Source organism: Clostridium prolinivorans, from assembly GCF_004011155.1.
Taxonomy (GTDB): Bacteria; Bacillota; Clostridia; order Clostridiales; family Clostridiaceae; genus Clostridium_AT; species Clostridium_AT prolinivorans.
In genome coordinates this window covers 139,955-161,310 of record NZ_RJWG01000002.1, presented here as the reverse complement: position 1 = coordinate 161,310, position 21,356 = coordinate 139,955, and the positions used below count along the sequence as shown (strand labels likewise).

Annotated in this window: 19 protein-coding genes; 11 read left to right on the top strand and 8 right to left on the bottom strand. The window is 25.5% G+C overall.

The genetic code is table 11. The features are described 5' to 3' along the window. Positions 1–10: 10 nt before the first annotated feature. Positions 11–1,339 carry a CCA tRNA nucleotidyltransferase gene (locus EGD97_RS03450; protein WP_078682430.1) on the bottom strand — a complete coding sequence of 443 codons (1,329 nt, stop codon included), beginning with the start codon at positions 1,337–1,339 and terminating at the stop codon, positions 11–13. Between the two features lie 381 nt (positions 1,340–1,720). Further along, the gene (locus EGD97_RS03445; protein WP_078682429.1) at positions 1,721–2,734 is read right to left on the bottom strand and encodes a permease; all 1,014 of its coding nucleotides are present in this window, start codon (positions 2,732–2,734) and stop codon (positions 1,721–1,723) included. Between the two features lie 511 nt (positions 2,735–3,245). Between EGD97_RS03445 and EGD97_RS03440 the strand changes: the two genes are divergently transcribed. Next, positions 3,246–5,243: a fructose-1,6-bisphosphatase gene (locus EGD97_RS03440; protein ID WP_127836508.1), complete on the top strand. Its 1,998-nt coding sequence runs from the start codon at positions 3,246–3,248 to the stop codon at positions 5,241–5,243. A 324-nt stretch (positions 5,244–5,567) separates the two neighbouring features. Here EGD97_RS03440 and EGD97_RS03435 read toward each other — a convergent pair whose 3' ends face one another. Beyond that, positions 5,568–6,398 carry an SDR family NAD(P)-dependent oxidoreductase gene (locus tag EGD97_RS03435; RefSeq protein ID WP_164850152.1) on the bottom strand — a complete coding sequence of 277 codons (831 nt, stop codon included), beginning with the start codon at positions 6,396–6,398 and terminating at the stop codon, positions 5,568–5,570. A gap of 748 nt (positions 6,399–7,146) precedes the next feature. Here EGD97_RS03435 and EGD97_RS03430 point away from each other — a divergent pair. The 3 genes from EGD97_RS03430 to EGD97_RS03420 all read left to right on the top strand — a co-directional run bounded on the left by EGD97_RS03430 (position 7,147) and on the right by EGD97_RS03420 (position 9,474). Then, positions 7,147–8,337: an aminotransferase class I/II-fold pyridoxal phosphate-dependent enzyme gene (locus EGD97_RS03430; protein ID WP_127836506.1), complete on the top strand. Its 1,191-nt coding sequence runs from the start codon at positions 7,147–7,149 to the stop codon at positions 8,335–8,337. An 83-nt stretch (positions 8,338–8,420) separates the two neighbouring features. Then, positions 8,421–8,978, top strand: a complete 558-nt coding sequence (locus EGD97_RS03425; RefSeq protein ID WP_127836505.1) for a manganese efflux pump MntP — start codon at positions 8,421–8,423, stop codon at positions 8,976–8,978. Positions 8,979–9,057: 79 nt separating this feature from the next. Continuing rightward, positions 9,058–9,474, top strand: coding sequence for a Fur family transcriptional regulator (locus EGD97_RS03420; RefSeq protein WP_127836504.1), 417 nt, complete (start codon positions 9,058–9,060; stop codon positions 9,472–9,474). 38 nt (positions 9,475–9,512) lie between these two features. On the opposite strand, the gene EGD97_RS03415 is transcribed toward EGD97_RS03420, so the two are convergent. Both EGD97_RS03415 and EGD97_RS03410 read right to left on the bottom strand, forming a co-directional pair. After that, positions 9,513–10,307 carry a metal ABC transporter permease gene (locus EGD97_RS03415; RefSeq protein WP_127836503.1) on the bottom strand — a complete coding sequence of 265 codons (795 nt, stop codon included), beginning with the start codon at positions 10,305–10,307 and terminating at the stop codon, positions 9,513–9,515. 11 nt (positions 10,308–10,318) lie between these two features. Then, positions 10,319–10,978: a metal ABC transporter ATP-binding protein gene (locus EGD97_RS03410; protein WP_127836502.1), complete on the bottom strand. Its 660-nt coding sequence runs from the start codon at positions 10,976–10,978 to the stop codon at positions 10,319–10,321. A gap of 191 nt (positions 10,979–11,169) precedes the next feature. Between EGD97_RS03410 and EGD97_RS03405 the strand changes: the two genes are divergently transcribed. The 3 genes from EGD97_RS03405 (at position 11,170) to EGD97_RS03395 (ending at position 13,891) form a co-directional block, all read left to right on the top strand. Continuing rightward, positions 11,170–11,571: a DUF6762 family protein gene (locus EGD97_RS03405; RefSeq protein WP_127836501.1), complete on the top strand. Its 402-nt coding sequence runs from the start codon at positions 11,170–11,172 to the stop codon at positions 11,569–11,571. A 125-nt stretch (positions 11,572–11,696) separates the two neighbouring features. Further along, a complete protein-coding gene (locus tag EGD97_RS03400; RefSeq protein ID WP_127836500.1) occupies positions 11,697–12,758 on the top strand; it encodes an HD-GYP domain-containing protein in 1,062 nt (353 codons plus the stop codon). A 134-nt stretch (positions 12,759–12,892) separates the two neighbouring features. Further along, positions 12,893–13,891 carry a rhomboid family intramembrane serine protease gene (locus tag EGD97_RS03395; protein WP_127836499.1) on the top strand — a complete coding sequence of 333 codons (999 nt, stop codon included), beginning with the start codon at positions 12,893–12,895 and terminating at the stop codon, positions 13,889–13,891. A 333-nt stretch (positions 13,892–14,224) separates the two neighbouring features. On the opposite strand, the gene EGD97_RS03390 is transcribed toward EGD97_RS03395, so the two are convergent. Beyond that, complete coding sequence (locus EGD97_RS03390) at positions 14,225–15,967, bottom strand: ATP-dependent metallopeptidase FtsH/Yme1/Tma family protein (RefSeq protein WP_127836498.1); 1,743 nt, start codon at positions 15,965–15,967, stop codon at positions 14,225–14,227. 259 nt (positions 15,968–16,226) lie between these two features. Here EGD97_RS03390 and EGD97_RS03385 point away from each other — a divergent pair, with 259 nt between their 5' ends. From EGD97_RS03385 to EGD97_RS03375, 3 genes are all read left to right on the top strand, one after another. Then, positions 16,227–17,198, top strand: coding sequence for a YkvA family protein (locus EGD97_RS03385; protein ID WP_078682417.1), 972 nt, complete (start codon positions 16,227–16,229; stop codon positions 17,196–17,198). Next, positions 17,173–17,637 (top strand): ribonuclease HI, encoded by a 465-nt coding sequence (gene rnhA / locus EGD97_RS03380; protein WP_127836497.1) that lies wholly within the window; start codon positions 17,173–17,175, stop codon positions 17,635–17,637. The genes EGD97_RS03385 and rnhA overlap by 26 nt, the downstream gene beginning before the upstream one ends. A 128-nt stretch (positions 17,638–17,765) precedes the next feature. Continuing rightward, complete coding sequence (locus EGD97_RS03375; protein WP_078682415.1) at positions 17,766–17,936, top strand: YtxH domain-containing protein; 171 nt, start codon at positions 17,766–17,768, stop codon at positions 17,934–17,936. 31 nt (positions 17,937–17,967) lie between these two features. Here the strand turns inward: EGD97_RS03375 and EGD97_RS03370 are convergent, their stop codons facing one another. Together EGD97_RS03370 and EGD97_RS03365 are read right to left on the bottom strand one after the other, a co-directional pair. Then, positions 17,968–18,699, bottom strand: coding sequence for a type 1 glutamine amidotransferase (locus EGD97_RS03370; protein ID WP_078682414.1), 732 nt, complete (start codon positions 18,697–18,699; stop codon positions 17,968–17,970). 27 nt (positions 18,700–18,726) lie between these two features. Then, the gene (locus EGD97_RS03365) at positions 18,727–20,079 is read right to left on the bottom strand and encodes a Mur ligase family protein (RefSeq protein WP_164850156.1); all 1,353 of its coding nucleotides are present in this window, start codon (positions 20,077–20,079) and stop codon (positions 18,727–18,729) included. Positions 20,080–20,357: 278 nt separating this feature from the next. Here EGD97_RS03365 and manA point away from each other — a divergent pair, with 278 nt between their 5' ends. After that, on the top strand, positions 20,358–21,335 hold the full coding sequence (gene manA, locus EGD97_RS03360; RefSeq protein WP_127836496.1) for a mannose-6-phosphate isomerase, class I: 978 nt from the start codon (positions 20,358–20,360) through the stop codon (positions 21,333–21,335). Positions 21,336–21,356: the final 21 nt, after the last annotated feature.

Here is a 21,356-nt window from a genome sequence, read left to right as displayed (position 1 = left end):
TATTATAAAATTATAAATATTTATCTCTAACTATATTTATTAAACTATTTTTATTATTAAGCTCAGGTTTTTCCATAACCATATCTAAAAGTTTATTTAAAATTATGCCTATTTGTTTACCAGGCTTTATACCTAATTCAATTAAGTCATTCCCATTTATTTTAAGATGATTTATATTAAAAGCTTCGCCTGATTTTAGTATTTTTCTAACTTCTTCTCGTCTTTTTAATATAGGAGAAAAATCAGAATTACTATTATGACCTTTACTATCTGCAATTTGAAGTTCAAATAAATCTTCTATATTTTGGACTCCTACTCTAGCTATAAACTTTTTCAAAGCTTTATTTTTCATAATATTATAGGCAGACATATGTTCTTTAATTATAATAGTTACTTTTTTTATTATATCACTATTAAACTTAAGTCTTTTTAATATAATTTCAGCCATATCAGCGCTTATCATATTATGACCATAAAAATGTCCTATACCTTTTTCATCAATTGTAAATGTTCTGGGTTTACCAATATCATGTAAAAGAGCAGCTAACCTTACTGCTAAAATATCAGGAGAATTATCTAATACAGCCATAATATGATTAAAAACATCTTTATCATGATGAGGATTTTTTTGATCAAATCCTACACATTCATTGAGTTCTGGAATTATAAATTTAAGCAGACCTGTGTTTTGAAGCATTCTTATACCTCTGCTTGGATATGATGTTAAAAGTATTTTTATAAATTCATCTCGAATTCTTTCAAAGCTTATATTTTGTAAAAGAGCATGATTTTTGCATATTGCTTTATATGTATTATTTTCAATATTAAAATCTAATTCGCAAGCAAATCGAATTCCCCTAAGCATTCTAAGTGCATCTTCATTAAATCTTTTATCTGGATCTCCTACACATTTAATTAATTTATTTTTTAAATCACATACTCCATTAAATATATCAATAAGCCCATGTTCTTCATTATAAGCTAAAGAATTAATAGTAAAATCTCTTCGGCTTAAATCTTCTTGTAAAGAAGAAGTGAAAATAACTTCATCAGGATGTCTATTATCAGTATAATTTCCATCTAATCTATAAGTAGTTACTTCAAAATATTTTTCATTAATTACTACGGTTACTGTTCCATGTTTAATACCTGTAGGAATTGTATGTTCAAAAAGTTTCATAATTTGGTTTGGCAAAGCATTAGTTGTGATATCCCAGTCTTTTAAAGGTCTTTTTAATATACTGTCTCTAACACAACCACCAACTACAAAAGCTTCATAGTTATTTTCCTTTAATTTATTTAATATATATTGAACATCTTCTGTTAATTTTATTCTCATATAAAAACACCTCAATTTATAAATAAGCATTATAAATAAATTTAAACTATATTTTATTTTACCTATTTACATGAAATTTATAAATATTATTTTATATGTTTATTATAGTATTATTATTTAACATTTATTTCAATAGAAATTTATATAAATTAATGCTAAAAAGGATGTAATTTTGTGTATTAAGCCTTTCAAGATCAAAAATAAATTTAACTAATATAAAAATATATTCTATATTAAATTCAAGTTTTAAAAAAATATAGCGGCTTTGATTTGATATTTCAAAACCGCACTTAAGCTTTAAAATTTATGGGGATTTGAGTTTTCGTTAGGCAAATAATTTTTTTGTTTTGTTAGAAAATTTAACAAAAAAGCATAAAACATTTATACAAGCAAATATTGAATTGCATTGAAGAAATATCCTACAAGAATAATGCCCATGATACAAATCATAATGAAAATACTGAGAAGCTTGGGCTTAACTGCTTTTCTAAGCATAATTATTGAAGGTAGCGAAAGCGTGGTAACGCCCATCATAAACGAGAGGACAACTCCAAGTTGTGCACCTTTTGAAAGTAAAGCTTCGGCAATTGGAATTGTTCCGAAAATGTCCGCATAAATAGGAATTCCAGCAATGGTAGCAAGAATAACACCAAATGGATTGCCTGTGCCAAGTATACTAACAATAAAATCTTCAGGTATCCAGTTATGAATAAATGCACCAATACCAACACCGATTAAGACATAGGGCAAAACCTTTTTAGCAGTTTCTATGACCTGCTCCCATGCGTATTTGATACGGTCTTTAAAATAAAGTTCCTCTTTTGAAATATCAAGAGTATTGCCGCTACGAATAAATTCTTCTACTTGATTTTCAAGGTGCAGCTTTTCAATAACTGTACCACCAATAACAGCGATTACTAATCCGAGTACCATATATATAACGGCAATTTTCCACCCGAAAATGCTCATAAGCAGCACTAAAGAGCCAAGGTCTACCATTGGGGAGGAAATCAAGAATGAGAATGTAACCCCAAGTGGCAAACCTGCACTTGTAAATCCGATAAATAGCGGAATGGAAGAACATGAGCAGAACGGCGTTACTGTACCTAGTAGTGCGGCAATACAGTTTGCAACAATGCCATGAAATCTACCGAGTATCTTTTTTGTTCGCTCCGGTGGGAAATAACTTTGAATATATGAGATAATCAAAATCAAAACGCCAAGCAGTACCATAATTTTAATCGTATCGTAAATAAAAAATTGAACACTTCCGCCAATTTTTCCTGTGGTATTTAATCCGCAAGCTTTCAGTAGATTACCAATTAAACTATTAAGCCACCTCATGCCGAGAAATTCATTTTGAAATAAATCCCAAATTGATTTTAGAGTTTGCATTATATTTTCCTCCTTGAAATCGATATATTCAAATTTATCGATGTGATATTTGCTTTATAAGCCGCTTGCCTATTTACAAGCGGCTTACTTTTTTAGAAACGGTATCTTAAAAACAGTATTAAACTTTATTATGTAATATAAAAGCTTTTTTACACTTTTGATTACTTACTTTTGATTAATTATAGTATATTCATCAAATCGAATTTTGTCAATATGTATTTAAAAAGTTATAAGATAATTATGATTGATTTATGATAATATCCTAATATACCAAAATTTATATTGATAACTGAATAAAATAGTTAAAAAGCACTAGTAAAACTGTTGCCAATAGTATAAATCTTAGGGCATTAAAAAAAATGATCGACATATGTTTTAAAAAAAGTTATAAGGTAATATTTGTATATTTAATAAACAAATAAATTCAAAAAATAATAAAATATGTTATACTAATGTTATGCTTTTCAGTCTATATGACATAAACAAAGTAATAAAAAAAGGGGGATTATAAATGCCTTATAGTGAAGATAATTTAACTCAAGAATTTGAAAATGAATTAAGGTATTTAAAACTTTTATCTAATCAATATCCAACTATAGCTGAGGCTTGTACAGAGATAATAAATTTACAAGCTATTTTAAATCTGCCCAAAGGTACAGAACATTTTTTAACAGATATTCATGGAGAATATGAGGCTTTTAATCATGTATTAAAAAATGCATCTGGAGTAATAAAACGCAAAATATATGATATTTTTGGAAATTCTTTAAGAGAACAAGATATAAAAAGTTTAGCTACATTAATTTATTATCCAGAGCAAAAGCTTGAAATTACTTTAAAAAACGAAAAAAATATTGAAGATTGGTATAAAATTACATTATATAGATTGATTGAAATTTGCAGATATGTATCATCAAAATATACTCGTTCTAAAGTGAGGAAAGCACTTCCAAGTGATTTTTCATATATAATAGAGGAGCTTCTTCATGAACAGCCAGATAGAATAGATAAAGAAGAATATTATAATGAAATAATAAAAACTATTATAAGAATTGGAAGAGCTAATGAATTTATAATAGCAATATCAAAACTAATTCAAAGGCTGGTTATAGATAGGTTACATATTTTAGGAGATATATTTGATAGAGGTCCAGGCGCAGATATTGTAATGGATACACTTGTAAATTATCATTCTGTGGATATACAATGGGGGAATCATGATATACTTTGGATGGGAGCTGCAGCAGGAAGTGAAGTTTGTATTGCAACAGTACTTAGAATATGTGCTAGATATGCAAATTTAGATACTATAGAAGATGGCTATGGAATTAATTTGCTGCCACTTGCTACTTTTGCTATAGATTTTTATAAAAATGATGAATGTTTAAGTTTTAAACCAAAAATTGAAAGCAGTAAAAACTATAGTGAAAAGGATATAAGGCTTATATCCAAAATGCATAAAGCTATATCTATAATACAGTTTAAACTAGAGGGAGAAGTAATTAAAAGGCGTCCATATTTTGAAATGAATGATAGACTTCTTTTAAATAAGATTAATTATGAAAAAGGTACTATAAATTTGAATGGTAAGATTTATAAATTAAAAGATAGTAATTTTCCAACGATTAATCCACAAGATCCATACGAACTTATACCAGAAGAGATAGAACTAATGGAAAGACTAAAATCTTCTTTTTTAAATAGTGAAAAACTTCAAAAACATGTAAGATTTCTCTTTACCAAAGGGAGTATGTATTTAAAGTACAATTCTAATTTGCTATACCATGGATGTATACCATTAAATGAAGATGGAAGTTTTAAAAAAGTTAAAATAGGCAAAACAGGACATGAATATAGCGGCAAAGCTTTTTTGGATAGATTAGAAATTTTAGTAAGAGAGGGATATTTTTATAAAAACAATCCAAAAGCTAAACTTTATGGTATGGACATTATATGGTATCTATGGAATGGACCAGATTCGCCTTTGTTTGGTAAAAACAAAATGGCAACTTTTGAAAGATATTTTATAGAAGAAAAGGAAACTCATATAGAAGAAAAAAATCCATATTTTTATTTAAGAGATGATGAAAAAGTATGCAATTCGATTTTAAAAGAATTTGGATTAGATCCAGAAAAATCTCACATTATAAATGGCCATGTACCAGTTAAGAGCAAAAATGGAGAAAGTCCAATAAAAGCAAATGGAAAACTTTTAGTTATAGACGGAGGCTTTTCAAAAGCTTATCAAGGGCAGACAGGAATAGCAGGATATACACTTATATATAATTCTTATGGACTTTTATTAGTATCACATGAACCTTTTGAATCAACTTATAAAGCTATTGAAGAGGAAAAAGATATATTATCTACTACAGTAATATTAGAAACAGGGGTAGAAAGAAAAAGGGTTGGGGATACGGATATTGGATATGAACTTAAAATTCAAATAAATGATTTAGAAAAACTTTTAGATGTTTACAGAAAAGGTATTATAAAAGAGCAGAAATAAAATATAGGGGTTGTTTTTATCAATTAATATAATAAGCAAAATATGTGTAAATGGGTTTTAAACTTCATTAAAAACTCATTTACACATATTTTATTTTTGTTTAATATAGTTATAACATAATTTATGTACACAGCCTTAAGATATTTATATGTAAAGCTTACAAATATTCATATAGTATATTAAGATTAACCCGCAATAATCTGTAAATTAATTTTTATTATACAATTTATAGTATTTATAAATTTCTATTACACTATTATATATAGGTAAATATTTAATAAAAATACTTTTATGAGATAATCATATTAAATATTTAAAATTAAATTATGAATAGATTTTGCTTACTACATATTCAACAAACCTTGAGGGAAGAAGCCTTTTTAAAAATACTAAAATTTTGTAAGAAAATCCGGCAGTTATTCTTATAGGAGGATTATCTGAATTTATGATTTTTAGTATAGCATTTACAACTAATTTAGGTGATGGAGCATTTTGTTCATCTCTTTCCATAGTTTTAATAGATTTTTTAAATTTATCACTATAAACAGAATTTAATGAGTTATGAGTATATTCTCGTTTTGCTGTAAAACCAGTTTTAGTATCACCTGGTTCAACCATAGAAACTTTTATTCCAAATTGTTTTACCTCTATTCTTAAGGCTTCAGTCATTGCTTCAAGGGCATATTTACTGGCACTATACATTGATTGATAAGGAATTGATATTAGTCCTGCTACAGAACTAATGTTTATAATAAGTCCATTTTTTTGTTCTCTCATTTTAGGGAGAACGGCTCTACACATTCTAAGTACTCCAAAAAAATTAGTATCAAATTGTTTAAAAGCTTCTTCAAAAGAAGTATCTTCAACTGAACCTGCAATTCCAAAACCTGCATTGTTTATAAGTATATCTATTGAAGATTCTTCTTTTAAAATATATTTAATACAATTATCTATTGATTCTTGAGAACATACATCAAGTGGTATCATTTTTAAAAAACCATTGCCTTTTTTAGCTTTAACAGTAGTTTCTGAAGCTATTTTTCTAGAAGTTCCATAAACTTTAAAACCTTTTTCCATAAGAGTATAAGCAGTTGCTTTTCCTATACCAGATGAAGCTCCTGTTATAAGTACAACTTTGCTGTAATTATTTTGCACACAATTCACCTCTAAAATTATAAATGTTTTATGTATAAAATTAGGTATATTATAATATATAGTAAAATAATAATCCTCTTTGGTCAGATAAAAGATATTCCCTACTCGGATTATTATTTTACTATATTAAGATTTATATTGGTGCTTAGTAAAATAATAATCCTCTCTGGTCAGATAAAAGATATTCCCTGCTCGGATTATTATTTTACTATATTAAGATTTAAGGTTTATATTAGTGCTTAGTAGAATAATAATCCTCTCTACTAAGGTAAAAATATATTCCCAGATTAAATTATTATTCTACTAGACTAAATTTAATTTTCATATTGGATTAGTTATAAATTACAAATTTTAGCTATATTTATTATGTACCAAATATTATATAAATGCAATAAATATTTTTTTATAATTCAATTTATTATTATATAATAAAATAATAATTGTCTTTGATAAGTAAAAATATTTCCTGCTTGGTCCCTGCTCGGATTATTATTTTACTCTATTAAGATTTAAGGATTATATTAGTGCTTAGTAAAATAATAATCCTCTCTGGTCAGATAAAAGATATTCCCTGTTTAGATTATTATTTTACCAAATTAAATTTTAACGATGTATAAAAGTAAAAAACTAGTAAAATATCTTAAAAAATTATATGATATTTTTTAGTTATGTGCTAATATTGTGATATAATTATTTTAAAATGCATTCATTATTTTGTTTTTTATTATGGAAGGGGAGAAAATTTCCAATGGTTGATATTTTCGAAAAATGTTTTAACTACACTGATGCTAAAGAAGCTATGAAAGCAGGTATATATCCTTATTTCCATGCACTTACCTCAGGTCAAGATACTGAAGTTATAATGGATGGTAAGAGAGTTATAATGCTTGGTTCTAATAACTATCTAGGGCTTACTTCAGATCCAAGACTTAAAGAGGCGGCTATTAAAGCTATAGAAAAATATGGGTCAGGATGTTCTGGCTCTAGGTTTTTAAATGGGACTTTAGATTTACATATTAAACTTGAGGAAAAACTTGCATCTTTTGTAAAAAAAGAAGCAGCTTTAGTTTTTAGTACAGGTTTTCAAACTAATTTAGGAATTATTTCTGCACTTGTTGGAAGAAATGATTATATAATTGGAGATAAACAAAATCATGCAAGCATTGTAGATGCTTGTAGATTAAGTTTTGGGAAATTGTTAAAATTTAAGCATAATGATATGGAAGACTTAGAGAGGATATTAGAATCTATTCCAGAAGATAAAGGAAAACTTATTGTAGTTGATGGTGTATTTAGTATGGAAGGTGATATTGCAAATCTTCCTGAAATAGTTAAACTTGCAAAAAAATACGGAGCTAGAGTTATGGTAGATGATGCTCATGGCCTTGGAGTTATGGGTGAACATGGCCGTGGTACAGCAGAATATTTTGGATTAGAAGATGAAGTTGATATAATAATGGGAACATTTAGTAAATCTTTAGCAAGTTTAGGAGGCTATGTTGCTTCAAAAGAAGATGTTATACATTATATAAAGCATAATTCAAGACCATTTATATTTAGTGCATCTATACCTCCAGCAAATGCAGCAGCTGCTATGGAAGCAATAAATATATTAGAATCAGAACCAGAAAGAATTAAAAAATTATGGGAAAATGCTGAATTTATGGCTGAATTTATGAAAGAAGGATTTAAATCAATGGGTCTTTCAGTTGGGGGGACTAAAACTCCAATAGTTCCTATAATCGTTGGAGATGATTATAAAGCTTTTAAAATGACTATGGAACTATTAGATGCAGGTGTATATGTAAATCCAGCAGTTTCACCAGCAGTTGAAAAAGGCTGTGCTCTTCTTAGAACAAGTTATACTCCTACTCATACAAAAGAACAACTTGAATTTGCATTAGAAGCCTTTGAAAAAGTTATTAAAAATTACAAATAAATATATGTAGTTATGTCCGCTTTTTAGCGGACTATTTTAGTAAAATTAAATTATGAATTTATAAAAAGAAAGGAAGATATATTTTGGAGTATTCAATATTTTCTATTTTTACTATAGCTGTAGGATTATCTTTGGATGCTTTTGGAACAGCCGTATGCATAGGACTAAATAATCACATAAGAAAAAATAATAAATATTTATTTGCATTATCTTTTGGATTTTTTCAGTTTTTATTTTCTTTAATTGGCAGTTATTTAGGATTTTGGTTCAATACTAAAATAGCTGCTATACCAGAAACAATTGGAGGAATTATTATAGGAATAGTTGGTATTATGATGCTTAAAGAAGGATATGATAATAAAGGAGAATGTCCTTTAATTAAGCCAAGTATGTATATTATATTAGGAGTATCTGTAAGTATAGATGCTATGGTAGTTGGTTTTACTGTATTTCATAATATTAACAATATTTTCATAATGCTTAAATATACTATATTTATTGGAATAGTTACTTTAATAGCTTCTATTGGAGCATTTTTTATATCTAAATATTTAAAAAAAATAAATGCAGTATATAAATATGCTGACTATTTAGGTGGTGTTATACTTATTTTGTTTGGATTAAAGATGATATTTTTATAGATAAATGATTTTTTAATCCTACATTTATTTTATATAATATGTTATAATATTATATAAAATTGTATAATGTGGTGATTAAATGGAACCAGAAAATCTTTTAAAAAAGAATAATATAAAAGTTACAAAAGGAAGAATTGCTATACTTAATATACTTTTAAGTACTGAAGATGCAGTAACTGTAGATTATATATATGAACAATGCAAAAAAAGAGGATTAAAAATAGATTTATCAACAATATATAGAACAATGGATATATTAGAAAATAAAAATATAATAGAAAAATTAAATTTAGGTGAAGATAAATTTAGTTATATAATAAAAAAAGAAAATCACAAACATATATTAGAGTGTAGTCTTTGCCATAAAGAAGTGGAAATTGATTGTCCTATGCTTCAAATAGAAGAAATAATTAAAAATAAAACAGGTTTTGTATTAACGGAACATGATTTAAAAATAAAAGGTATATGTGATGAATGTAAAAATCATTCAAAATAAAAAGAATATGTAGTATCAATTGATACTACATATTCTTTTTATTTTTTTACTATATTTTTAAAAATAATAATTAGTACAAGTAATATAACCGACACTAAAGATATAGTACCTCCAGGAGCACTATTTATATAATAAGATAATATAAGACCTAAAATAATATCTATAAAAGCAAATAATATAGAATAAAAAAGAGTTTTTTTAAATCCTTTATTAAGCTGCATAGAAGTTGCAACAGGTATTACTATCATAGAAGAAATAACAAGTATACCCATTATTCTTATGGATACAGATATAGTTGCTCCAACTAAAAGTATGAATAAATAATTTATAAGTTTAACATTTATTCCTGAAATAAAGGCTCCTTGCTCATCAAAAGTTATATATAGAAGTTTGTTGTATAAAAATATTAAAAGAATAATAGAAATTATACTTAGTATAGATATTATATATAAATCTTTAGAAGAAACAGTAAGTATACTTCCAAATAAAAAAGAATTTATGTTAGCAGATGCTTTACCAGTACTTATTAATATTATTGCTATACCTAAACTTAATGTAAGTATTATAGACATTACAAGTTCAGAATATTGTTTATAGTAATTTCGTAAAATTTCTATAAGTATTCCACAAATAGAAGTAAAAATAAAAGCAGTAAGGAGAGGATTAGTGCCTAGAATAAGACCTATAGCAACTCCGGCAAGAGAAGAATGTGATAATGTATCACCCATCATAGAATATCTTCTAAGCACAAGAAAAACTCCTACTATTGGACAGAGAATAGAAATTAAAACGCCTGCTAACAGAGCGTTTTGCATAAAACTATATTGAAGCATATTTTCCTCCATTACAATAAATTTATATTAAAATATTTGCTAAATTCAGATGTTGTATAAAGAGCACCTTTTCCATCATCCATTTTAAATATATGAGTTGAATTAGATAAAGCAGCTTCTAAATTATGTTCTACTGAAATAACAGTTACACCTAAATTTTTATTTAATTGCTTTATAATAGTATAAATCTCTTTCTGACTTTTAACATCAATGCCAGTAGAAGGTTCATCTAGTATAAGAAGTTCAGGATTTCCCATTATAGCTCTAGCTATAAAAACTTTTTGCATTTGACCTCCAGATAGATTTCCTATAAGGGAACTTTTATATTGAATCATATTAATTTTTTCTAAATTAGAGGTTATTAAATTTTTATTTTTAAGTTTTAAAACTTTTCTATGACATTCTAACATTTCTTCTACGGTTATTGGAAATTGAGGATTATATCCTTCCATTCTTTGAGGTACATAACCTATTTTATCAGTATTTATTAATATCTTGCCGCATTTAGGTTTAAGAAAACCAAGTATAAGCTTGATTAATGTGCTTTTGGCACTGCCATTTTTACCTATTATAGATACATAAGAACCTTTATCTATATGTAAATTTAAGTTATCAATTAAATAAGGTAAAGAATTGTTATATGAAAAACATAATTCGTTTATTGTAAGCATAAAGCTTTCTCCATTCTTAAATATTATTACTAATATAATTATATATAAATGCAAATTATTTGCAATAGATTTTTAATAAAGATAAAAATTTTTTGACTTTAAATTCTTATTTTATAAATAAATTTTTTGTTTAATAAATGTAGATTTATGATATCATAATTATATATTTAACTTTAGAAAGGATGATAATTTTGGATTTTTCATCATTAGTTCTTATGGAAAAGGATATAAAAACTAATCAATTTATAAAGGAAATGGGAAGTTTTGCTGTAAATGAAGGAGCAGAGTATATAACTAAATTTTACTATGATGGAGAAAAGGTAAATATATTTTTTGACACAAATAGAGATGTTGAAGAATGGGAATTTTATGCTATTTATGATTTATTTGATGCTTCAGCTTTTGAAGAAAATGGTTTTATATTAGAAGAGGTGGATGATGAATATAATCCTACCTGGGTTTTAAAATTTGATTATATAGAAGAGCATAATAAAATGGAAGAAAAAATACAATTAGCTTGTGAAATAATTCAAGAAGAAATGAATAAAGTTTTTGAAAATATAAAAAACAAAGAAGAAGAATACAAAGAATAAATAAAGTATAATATTTTAAAAATCTACATTATTACTCAATATATTCTAAAAAAATAAAAAAATTGATGAATTTTACAATATTACATAGTATAATAAAAAGGACAAAAGGAAAAGGCAGGTATACTATGAGACTTGAGTTTATTGATAGAGTTAAAGATAATGAAGTATTGGGTAAAAACATATTAACAAATGATGGTAAAATTTTATTAAAAGAAGGAGTTCGCCTAAATAGAAATTATATTAAGAAGCTAAAAGAATTAGGCGTATTTTATATATATATTGAAGATGATAGACTTGAAGATGTAGAAATAGAAGATAATAAATTATTAGAGCTTAAACAAGCTGTTATGAAAAATATGTCTACTATATTAAAAAATGTTTATAGTTGTAATAAAAGAAAAGTTAGCGAATCTTTAGAGATAGTAGAGGATCTTGTAGATTATATAATTAACATGGGTGATGTAAATAAAAGCTTATATGACATACAAACCTATGACAATTATACATTTGTACATTCACTAGATACTTGTATAATGTCTTGTTTCCTTGGAATATCTTCAGGACTTTCAGGAACAGAACTTAATGAATTAGCTATAGGTGCTATTCTACATGATATAGGTAAAATAAAAATATCTAATAAAATTATAAACAAAAAAGGTTCCTTGACAAATGAAGAATTTATGGAAATAAAAAAACATCCACTTTATGGTAAAGAAATACTTATAAAAAATATTAATATACCTTATAATGCAATTAAAGCTGTTGTTCAGCATCATGAAAGGGTGGATGGTAAGGGATATCCTTTTAATTTAAAGGGGAATGAAATTTCTAAATTTGGGAAAATAGTATGTATTTGCGATGTATATGACGCAGTTGGAAGTGATAGGGTATACAGAAAAAAATTTAGCCCTAATGAAGCTTATGAGCTTATTTTAGCAGGAAGTTCTCAAGCTTTTGATGAAAATTTTGTAAAAAATTTCAAAAGCACTTTTTCTGTTTATCCATTAGGCGCATGTGTAAAACTATCAAATTCTGTAGAGGGATATGTTGTAAGACAAAATAAAAATTTTCCAGATAGACCAGTAATAAGGGTCCTTTATGATAGTAAGACAAAGCTTCCAATAGAATTTTATGAAATAGATTTATTAAAAAATAATAATTTAGTTATTGAGTCTATGGTGCTTTAAAAGTGGCTGTCCTAAAAATAGAAGTTAATTTGTATAATCTATTTTGAGGCAGCCACTTTTAGTTTTAAAAATTAGATAAATATCAACATAATTTAATAAATTAAATATCATAGAGGGAGGGTAATAAATTTTTTATGAAAGAAAATTATATAAAACATATTATAAATGAAATGTGTAGATTTTATGGTTATGGAGTCATTACAATAGATGATATTTTTATATTTGAGTCTAATTGGGCATTAGTAAAAAATATAAATTATAATAAAAAAAGAGTTATATTATTTATAAAAAGCGATGAAGAAAAATACGATGATTTTTCTTTGCTTGAACATTTACAATTAAAACTAAATTGTTATGATATAGATATTGTAAAAATATATTTGATTGATGTTAAAGAATATAATTTAGAATTAAATTATACTAATTTAAAAGATGATTTGATTTATATAGACTATAAAAATAATAAAATAATTAAATATGGCTATAAAGATCAAGATTTTGTGCAAGAATTAGCAAGTATAATCTATAATAATGAAATTGCAAATAAAAAAGAAAAGGAAAAGTTTAAACCTATAATCACATATTGTATTATAAGTTTAAATATAATTATTTATATAGTTACAGCTATTTTGTCTAAAAATATTTTTTATAGTGATATAAATGTACTTATACATTTAGGTGCTAAATATAATCCATACATAAGGCAAGGACAATTTTATAGGTTAATAACATGTATGTTTTTACATGGTGGAATAGTACATTTGGCATTAAATATGTATTCTCTATATTCTATTGGGCCTTTAGTTGAAAAATTATATGGTAAAATAAAATATATAATTATATATTTTGTAAGTGGAATTATGTCTTCTTTATTTAGCTTTATGTTTTCACAAGGGGTATCTATAGGAGCTTCTGGAGCTATTTTTGGACTTTTAGGAACAATTTTTGTTTTTGCAATAAAGATGAAAGAAATTGTGGGGAAAGATTTTTTGAAAAATATTACTTCTGTAATTGTAGCTAATTTAATATTAGGGCTTACAATATCTAATATAGATAATTTTGGACATTTAGGAGGAATTATAGGAGGGATTATATCAGGATATTTATTATATATATTAAAGTTTAAAGCTTGATGTGTTAGTTTTAAAGTTATATATTATCAAGTAAAATAATAATCCTCTCTGGTCAGGTAAAAGATATTCCCTGCTCGGATTATTATTTTACTAGATTAAGTTTTAAAGTTATATATTATCAAGTAAAATAATAATCCTCTCTGGTCAGATAAAAGATATTCCCTGCTCGGATTATTATTTTACTAGATTAAGTTTTAAAGTTATATTATTATCAAGTAAAATAATAATCCTCTCTCATCAAAAAAATAAAAAGTCATGCATATAAATAATTTTCTTTAATTTATGCATGACTTTTTATTTATTAAGAATATTTATATATAATTTAAAAATATTTTAAGCTGCTAATAAATTTTCAATATCTTCATAAAGAAGTGTTTCTTTTTCTATTAAAGCAGTTGCTATTTTTTCTAATAAATCTTTGTTATTTAAAATTATGGATTTAACTTCTTCATATAAAGAATTTACAGTATTTTTACATTCTTTAACTATGTCTTCAGTACTTATATAATTTAAATAAGATAACTGTTCTAAATTTAAAAGACCTAAAGTTTCTCCCATTCCATATTGAGTAATCATGCTGGAAACTATTTTAGTTGTTTGTTCAATATCATTATGAGCCCCAGTTGTTATAAATTCAGTTCCAAATATTATTTCTTCAGCTGCACGTCCAGCAAGTAGAACCATTATTCTTCTTTTTAAATAATCTTTGTTTTGATAAAGTTTATCTTCAGGTATACTTAAAGTATATCCTCCAGCTCCTTTACTTGTAGGAATTATTGTTACTTTAGATAATTTATCATTAGGGAGCACTTTAAGTGTTAAAAGAGCATGTCCAGCTTCATGATAAGCTGTTATTTTTTTATCCTTATCTTTTATATAATCTCTTTCGATTTTTTCATAACCTGCAAGTACAATTGAATAAGCTTTGTCCATATGAATATTTTGAATAAATTTACTATCCTCTTTTGCTGCAAGTATAGCAGCTTCATTTACTAAATTTTCGAGTTTTGCTCCTGAAAAATATGAAGTTTTTTGAGCCCATTCATGTATATCGATATCTTTTACAGGTTTATTTTTTAAATGAAGTGCTAATATTTTTTCACGAGCTTTAACATCTGGAAGAGTTATTTCAATATGTCTATCAAATCTTCCAGGTCTTAAAAGTGCAGGATCAAGTATATCTAGTCTATTTGTAGCAGCCATAACTACTATACCATCTTTTTCATTAAAACCAGACATTTCAGTTAAAAGTGCATTTAAAGTCTGATCTCTTTCATCTGATCCGCCATTTTTAGAACCATCTCTTTTTTTACCTATAGCATCAATTTCATCAATGAATATAACAGCTCTGCCATTTGATTTAGCTTTTTTAAATAGTTGGCGTATTCTGCTTGCACCTACTCCTACATAAACTTGTACAAAATCAGAACCAGAAACTGCATAAAATGGTACATTTGCTTCTCCGGCAACTGCTTTTGCAAGAAGAGTTTTACCTGTACCTGGTTCACCATAAAGTATTATACCTCTTGGCATTCTAGCTCCATAAGCATTATATTTTTCTGGATTTTTAAGAAAATCTACAATATCTTTTACACTTTCTTTGGCTTCTTCATTTCCTGCAAAAGAATTAAAATTAAAAGGAATATTTGATACAGAGGAAACATCGAGGCTATCAACCCCTTTTAATTTTTTAGGATTTAATCCTTTAGTTTTAACGGCCATAACAGCCATAAAAGCTAAAGAAGAACTTAAAAGTATAGTTGGAATTGCCTGTTTAGCAGAAAGCGGTGAACTTTCAGAAACTTTAATGCCTTGTTTTAAAAGTTCCTCTTTAAAACTATCTGTTCTTGGATTATCTGTTTCATATATTTCCCCGTTGTTCATTTTTACTTTGATTTTAGAAGAATTAGTAATATAAACTGTTGATATATTTTTATTTGAAACATCTGTTAAAAAATCAACATAAAGTTTATAATATGAAGATTTGCCGCTTAAATTAAAAATTAATAAAACTAATGCAGATAAAACAGCTATAAATGCAGGTATATAGATATATTTTTTCTTATTTTTGTTCATGCCTATGATAACCCCCTCTCAATAGTTGTTTAATATAAAAATATTTATTTATTATTATTTTAAATTATTAGGATATAATTTATTAAAATATTCAATAATCATAATAAATATTATAATTATTAAAAAAAATATGTCTAATGAAAATCATAAATTTTGCTAAAGTAAATTATTCCAAAGAATAAAATGGTTGTTGCATTAATTAAAATTTATTATATACTTTAATTATGTTCATAGATATAAATTAAAAGGGGGAATCTATATGAACGTTAGTAGTACTACTGTAAAATTAACATCTAAAGATTTAATTGAAATTGTTAAAGAATATATTAAAGTTGAAGGCTTAAAAATTGAAAATTTAGAAATAGATGAATTGATAAATATTTATGGAAGTTATAAAAAGGGAGTAAAAATTCCATTCAGACTAACTGTAGGATTAGGTAATATAAAAAACAATGAATTATGTGTTAAAATTTTTAATTTTAAAATTGCTAAAATAGGAATAACATCTTCAGTTAAAAGATTTGCATTAAAAAATCTTTTAAAAGATTTTGAGAAAAATGGCATTATTGTAAAAAAAGATAATTTATATATAGATTTAAATTTGATATTAAAATTTATACCATTTTTTTATTTTAAACTAAATAATATAAACTTGTTAAAAAATGCAATAGAAATTGAAATTTCTGATATAATATATGAACCATCTAAAGAAACTTCAAAATTTGATTTAAAAAAAGAAAAAAATCAATATAAGGCATATGATACTTATAATAAAATAAGGAATAATTTAAAAAATAAAGTTGATTATAAATATAAAGATATATTAGAATATGCATTAATTATACCAGACATTACAGTTCTTTTATGGAGACTTTTTAAAGACAAAAGAGTAGACGCAAAAACTAAAATTTTAGTAGGAAGTCTTATTGGGTATATTTCTTCTCCAATAGATATATTGCCTGATTTTATACCATTTATAGGTAAAATAGATGATGTTGCTATTATATTTTTTGCTATGAATAAAATAATAAATGAAATACCTGAAGAAATTATATTATCAAATTGGAGCGGTAAAGAAAATATTATAAAAATTATAAAAGAAGGAGTATCTTTTATATCAAATATGGTTGGAGCTCAAAATGTTGCCAGACTTTTAAAATATATTAAAAAATTATCAACAAAGGCTAAAAGCGGGGAGAAAGTAAATGAAAAAAGTAGAAATATATACTGATGGAGCTTGTAGAGGCAATGGAAAAGAGAATACTATAGGTGCTTTTGGCATTATACTTATGTATAATGGCATCCAAAAAGAAATAAAAAAAGCTTTTAGAAATACAACAAATAATATAATGGAACTTACGGCAGTTATACATGCTTTGTCTATGCTTAAAGAACCATGTAAAGTTAAACTATATAGTGATTCTGCCTATGTAGTTAATGCTGTAAATCAAAAATGGCTGGAAAATTGGCAAAAAAATGGATGGAAAAATTCATCTAAAGAGCCTGTTAAAAATAAAGAACTTTGGGAAAATTTAATAAAACTTCTTAAATATCACGATGTGGAATTTATTAAAGTTAAAGGACATTCTGACAATCAATACAATAATAGATGTGATAAACTTGCTAATGAGGCAATGGATGAATTACTTAACAGTAATTTCAATGACTAATAAAATAAAAATTGCATATTCTAATACCATAATAAACAATAAATAATATTTTAAAAATGTCATAATTTACAATATGATATTTTTAAATATTAATTTGTTTATCTAAAATAAGAAAGGGGTGTTAGAATATGGGATTTATGAAAAGTGCATCTGCAGGAGTTATGATTGGAGCTGTAGCAGGAATGTTAATTGCTCCTCAGCTTAATAGAAATACAAGAAAAAAACTTAGAAAATCTGGAGATATGATGATGGGAATGGTAGAAGATGTATATGATGGAGTTATAAGAAAAATGAGATAATTTTAAATTATAATGAAAAAAGAGGACGAAATTATGTCCTCTTTTTTTCTCTGTTTACAATAAATTCTTTTGCTTTAATTTCAAAATTATCATCAAGATCTTCTAAAATTAAGCCACTTCCATATTTTTTCTCTAAAGCTTTTATAATAAGTCTGTCAGCTAATTCAGGGTTTTTAGAAAGAAGAGGACCATGAAAATAAGTGCAGAAAGTATTTTTATAAATACATCCTTCAAATCCATCTTCACCATTATTACCATAGCCAGCTATAACCTTACCTAAAGGCTTAAGATTACCTATATAGGTTTTACCTGAATGATTTTCAAAACCAACATAAGTTTCATTAAATTCTTCATTATATATAACAGTATTACCAATAAATCTTTTATTTGACCCTTCAGTATATATATCTAAAATTCCTAAACCTTGAAGCTTTTCACCTTTAGGAGTAGTATAATATTTTCCTAAAAGTTGATATCCTCCACATATACTTAAAAATACTTTAGAAGATTCTATGTATTTACTTATACTAGATGCTTTTTTGTCCATTAAGTCTTTAGAAACTATGGACTGTTCGTAATCCTGACCTCCTCCAAAAAACACTATATCAAATTTATTAGGATCGAAATCATCTCCTATAGATATATTAGATATGTTTACTTGTATTCCTCTTTGAACTAATCTGTATTTGAGTATTAATATATTTCCTAAATCACCATATACATTTAATAAGTCAGGATATAAATGACATATATTTATTTCCACAATTTTCACCTTCACTTAAAATAAAATCTACCACAATTTTTTGATATACCCTTTTTTATGTAAAAATTTTCTAAAATTAATCATAGCAGTATAAGTTGCTAAAACATATATTGTAGAGGTATTACATTTTTCTATATTTTCAAGAAGCGATTCAAAAGTTTCGCAAAGAACAAAATTTTCTTTTGAAATGCCAGAGACTTTAAGTCTTATTGCCATATCATATAATCTTGTACCGGATATTAATACTTTATCTAAATCTATATAAGAAAGTTTATCAAAGTCTACATCCCATATCCAAGATATATCTCTTCCATCAGCATAATTATCATTTAATAAAAAGGCAGCACTTATCTTTTTTTTATCAAGAATAACAGTATTTATAGCTTCATTAAAGCCAGCAGGATTTTTTACTAATATAATTTTAACTTCTTTATCATTTATATTTAATGATTCCTGTCTTCCAAAACTACTTGATGTACTTTTAAATACATTAAAAATTATTGAATTATCTATGCCTAAAGTTTTACATACAGCATAAGCACATAATGCGTTATAAATATTATATGTACCAGGCTGATTAATTAGATATTCATTTCCATCTATATTAACTAAAGAAGAACTTGAAGTTTGATTTATTATATTATTTAAAGAATAATCAAGTTCAGGTCTTTTATATCCGCAATTAGAGCAAAAGAATTTACCTAAATGATTATAAGTAATAAATTCATAACTATATGGAGTTTTGCACTTTTTGCAAAATTTTGAATCTGCATTTATGTCTATGCTGTTTTTAGATTCAGATGAAAAATTAAATCCATAATATAAAATTTTATTTGAAAGATTTAAATCACCTAAAAGAGATTCATCACCATTTAATACTAATATAGAATGAGGTGTTTTTTCTATTCCTGATAAAATTTTATTTAATGTTGTATAAACTTCTCCATACCTATCAAGTTGATCTCTAAATAAATTAGTAACAGTTATAATTTTAGGCTTTATAAATTCGGTAATTAAAGGCACATTAGCTTCATCTACTTCAATTACTGCATATTTTTTAATATTATTATTTTTTTTAAATTTATAATGTTCTATAAAACAGGATACTATACCAGTAAGCATGTTGGCACCTGTATTATTAGTTATTACAAATTCATAATTTTGCTTTAAAATATTATATATAAAATTTGTAGTTGTAGTTTTACCATTTGTTCCTGTAACAAGTATAACGTCATAACCTTTAGAAGTTACAGATAAAATATTTTTATCTATCTTAAGTGCTATTTTACCAGGGAAATTGCTTCCACCTTTAAATAATATTTTAGATAATTTTATTATTATTTTAGATATTATAATGCTAAATAAAGACCTTACTTTAATTTAAAACACTCCCTTTTACTTTTGTATTATTTAATTATTATTATAATTTATATTTATAATTTAATTATTGCCATTATTATTTTAGCATAAATATTAAATTTGAAAAATATATTTAAAATTTAAATAAAAAATTATAACAAAATTATAAATAATAATTATGTTATAATATTCGTATAGTTTTTTTATTAAAGTTTTGATAGAATATTTATAAATTAAATTGTTATAAAATTATAATTATTTTATTATGATTATTAAAATTTTCATGGGAGGGCTTTTAAATGTATCCATTAAAATTTGAAAACATATATTTTGAAAAAATTTGGGGAGGAAGAGATTTAGAAAATTTTAGAGATAATCTTCCAGAAGGTAATATTGGAGAAAGTTGGGATGTTGCCTGTCATCCACATGGTACAAGCGTTGTATCAAATGGTAAATTTAAGGGAATAAAATTAGATGAACTTATAAAATTAAAAGGTGATGAACTTTTAGGTACACAAATACCAAAAGATTGGTTTCCACTTTTAGTAAAATTAATTAATGCTAAAGATAAGCTTTCAGTTCAAGTTCACCCTAATGACAAATATGCTAAAGAAGTAGAGGGGGAAATGGGTAAAACAGAGGTATGGTATGTTGTTGATGCTTTTGAAGGAGCTAATTTAGTTGTTGGAACAAAAGATTGTACAAAGGAAGAATTTAAAAAAGCTATAGAATCAGGCAATTTTGATAACCTTATGAATAAAGTATATGTTAATAAGGGAGATGTTTACTTTGTAAAAAGTGGATTAATTCATGCTATTGGAGAAGGGGTAATTATTGCAGAAATACAGCAAAATAGCGATACAACTTATAGAGTTTATGATTATAATAGAGGAAGAGAGTTACATATTGATAAAGCTTTAGATGTAGTTGATCTAAATTTGAGAGGAGAAAAAAGCAGAGGATTAAAGCTTGAAGGAGATGGGTATAGTAAAACTTATTATTGTCTTTGCGAAAATTTTGCTCTTGAACTTTATGATATAAATAAAAGTTTAAAAGAATGTAGCGATATAGAAAGATTTTACATATTTACTGTTGTAGATGGAGAAGGAGAAATTATATATAAAGATGGAAGTGAAAAAATAAAAAAAGGAGATAGCTTAATGATACCTGCAGCTTTAGGAAGTTATGAAATAAAAGGTAATATTAAACTTTTAAAAAGTTATGTTCCTAATGTTTACAAAGCTCAAAAGGAAATAATAAATAATGTTATGTGTTAAACTATATAAATTTATTTTATA

Bases quoted from the DNA above. Each gene is read 5' to 3' on its own strand.
- EGD97_RS03450 (WP_078682430.1), bottom strand. From the start codon at position 1,339: ATGAGAATAAAATTAACAGAAGATGTTCAATATATATTAAATAAATTA.
- EGD97_RS03445 (WP_078682429.1), bottom strand. From the start codon at position 2,734: ATGCAAACTCTAAAATCAATTTGGGATTTATTTCAAAATGAATTTCTC.
- EGD97_RS03440 (WP_127836508.1), top strand. From the start codon at position 3,246: ATGCCTTATAGTGAAGATAATTTAACTCAAGAATTTGAAAATGAATTA.
- EGD97_RS03430 (WP_127836506.1), top strand. From the start codon at position 7,147: ATGGTTGATATTTTCGAAAAATGTTTTAACTACACTGATGCTAAAGAA.
- EGD97_RS03420 (WP_127836504.1), top strand. From the start codon at position 9,058: ATGGAACCAGAAAATCTTTTAAAAAAGAATAATATAAAAGTTACAAAA.
- EGD97_RS03415 (WP_127836503.1), bottom strand. From the start codon at position 10,307: ATGCTTCAATATAGTTTTATGCAAAACGCTCTGTTAGCAGGCGTTTTA.
- EGD97_RS03410 (WP_127836502.1), bottom strand. From the start codon at position 10,978: ATGCTTACAATAAACGAATTATGTTTTTCATATAACAATTCTTTACCT.
- EGD97_RS03400 (WP_127836500.1), top strand. From the start codon at position 11,697: ATGAGACTTGAGTTTATTGATAGAGTTAAAGATAATGAAGTATTGGGT.
- EGD97_RS03395 (WP_127836499.1), top strand. From the start codon at position 12,893: ATGAAAGAAAATTATATAAAACATATTATAAATGAAATGTGTAGATTT.
- EGD97_RS03390 (WP_127836498.1), bottom strand. From the start codon at position 15,967: ATGAACAAAAATAAGAAAAAATATATCTATATACCTGCATTTATAGCT.
- EGD97_RS03385 (WP_078682417.1), top strand. From the start codon at position 16,227: ATGAACGTTAGTAGTACTACTGTAAAATTAACATCTAAAGATTTAATT.
- rnhA (WP_127836497.1), top strand. From the start codon at position 17,173: ATGAAAAAAGTAGAAATATATACTGATGGAGCTTGTAGAGGCAATGGA.
- EGD97_RS03375 (WP_078682415.1), top strand. From the start codon at position 17,766: ATGGGATTTATGAAAAGTGCATCTGCAGGAGTTATGATTGGAGCTGTA.
- manA (WP_127836496.1), top strand. From the start codon at position 20,358: ATGTATCCATTAAAATTTGAAAACATATATTTTGAAAAAATTTGGGGA.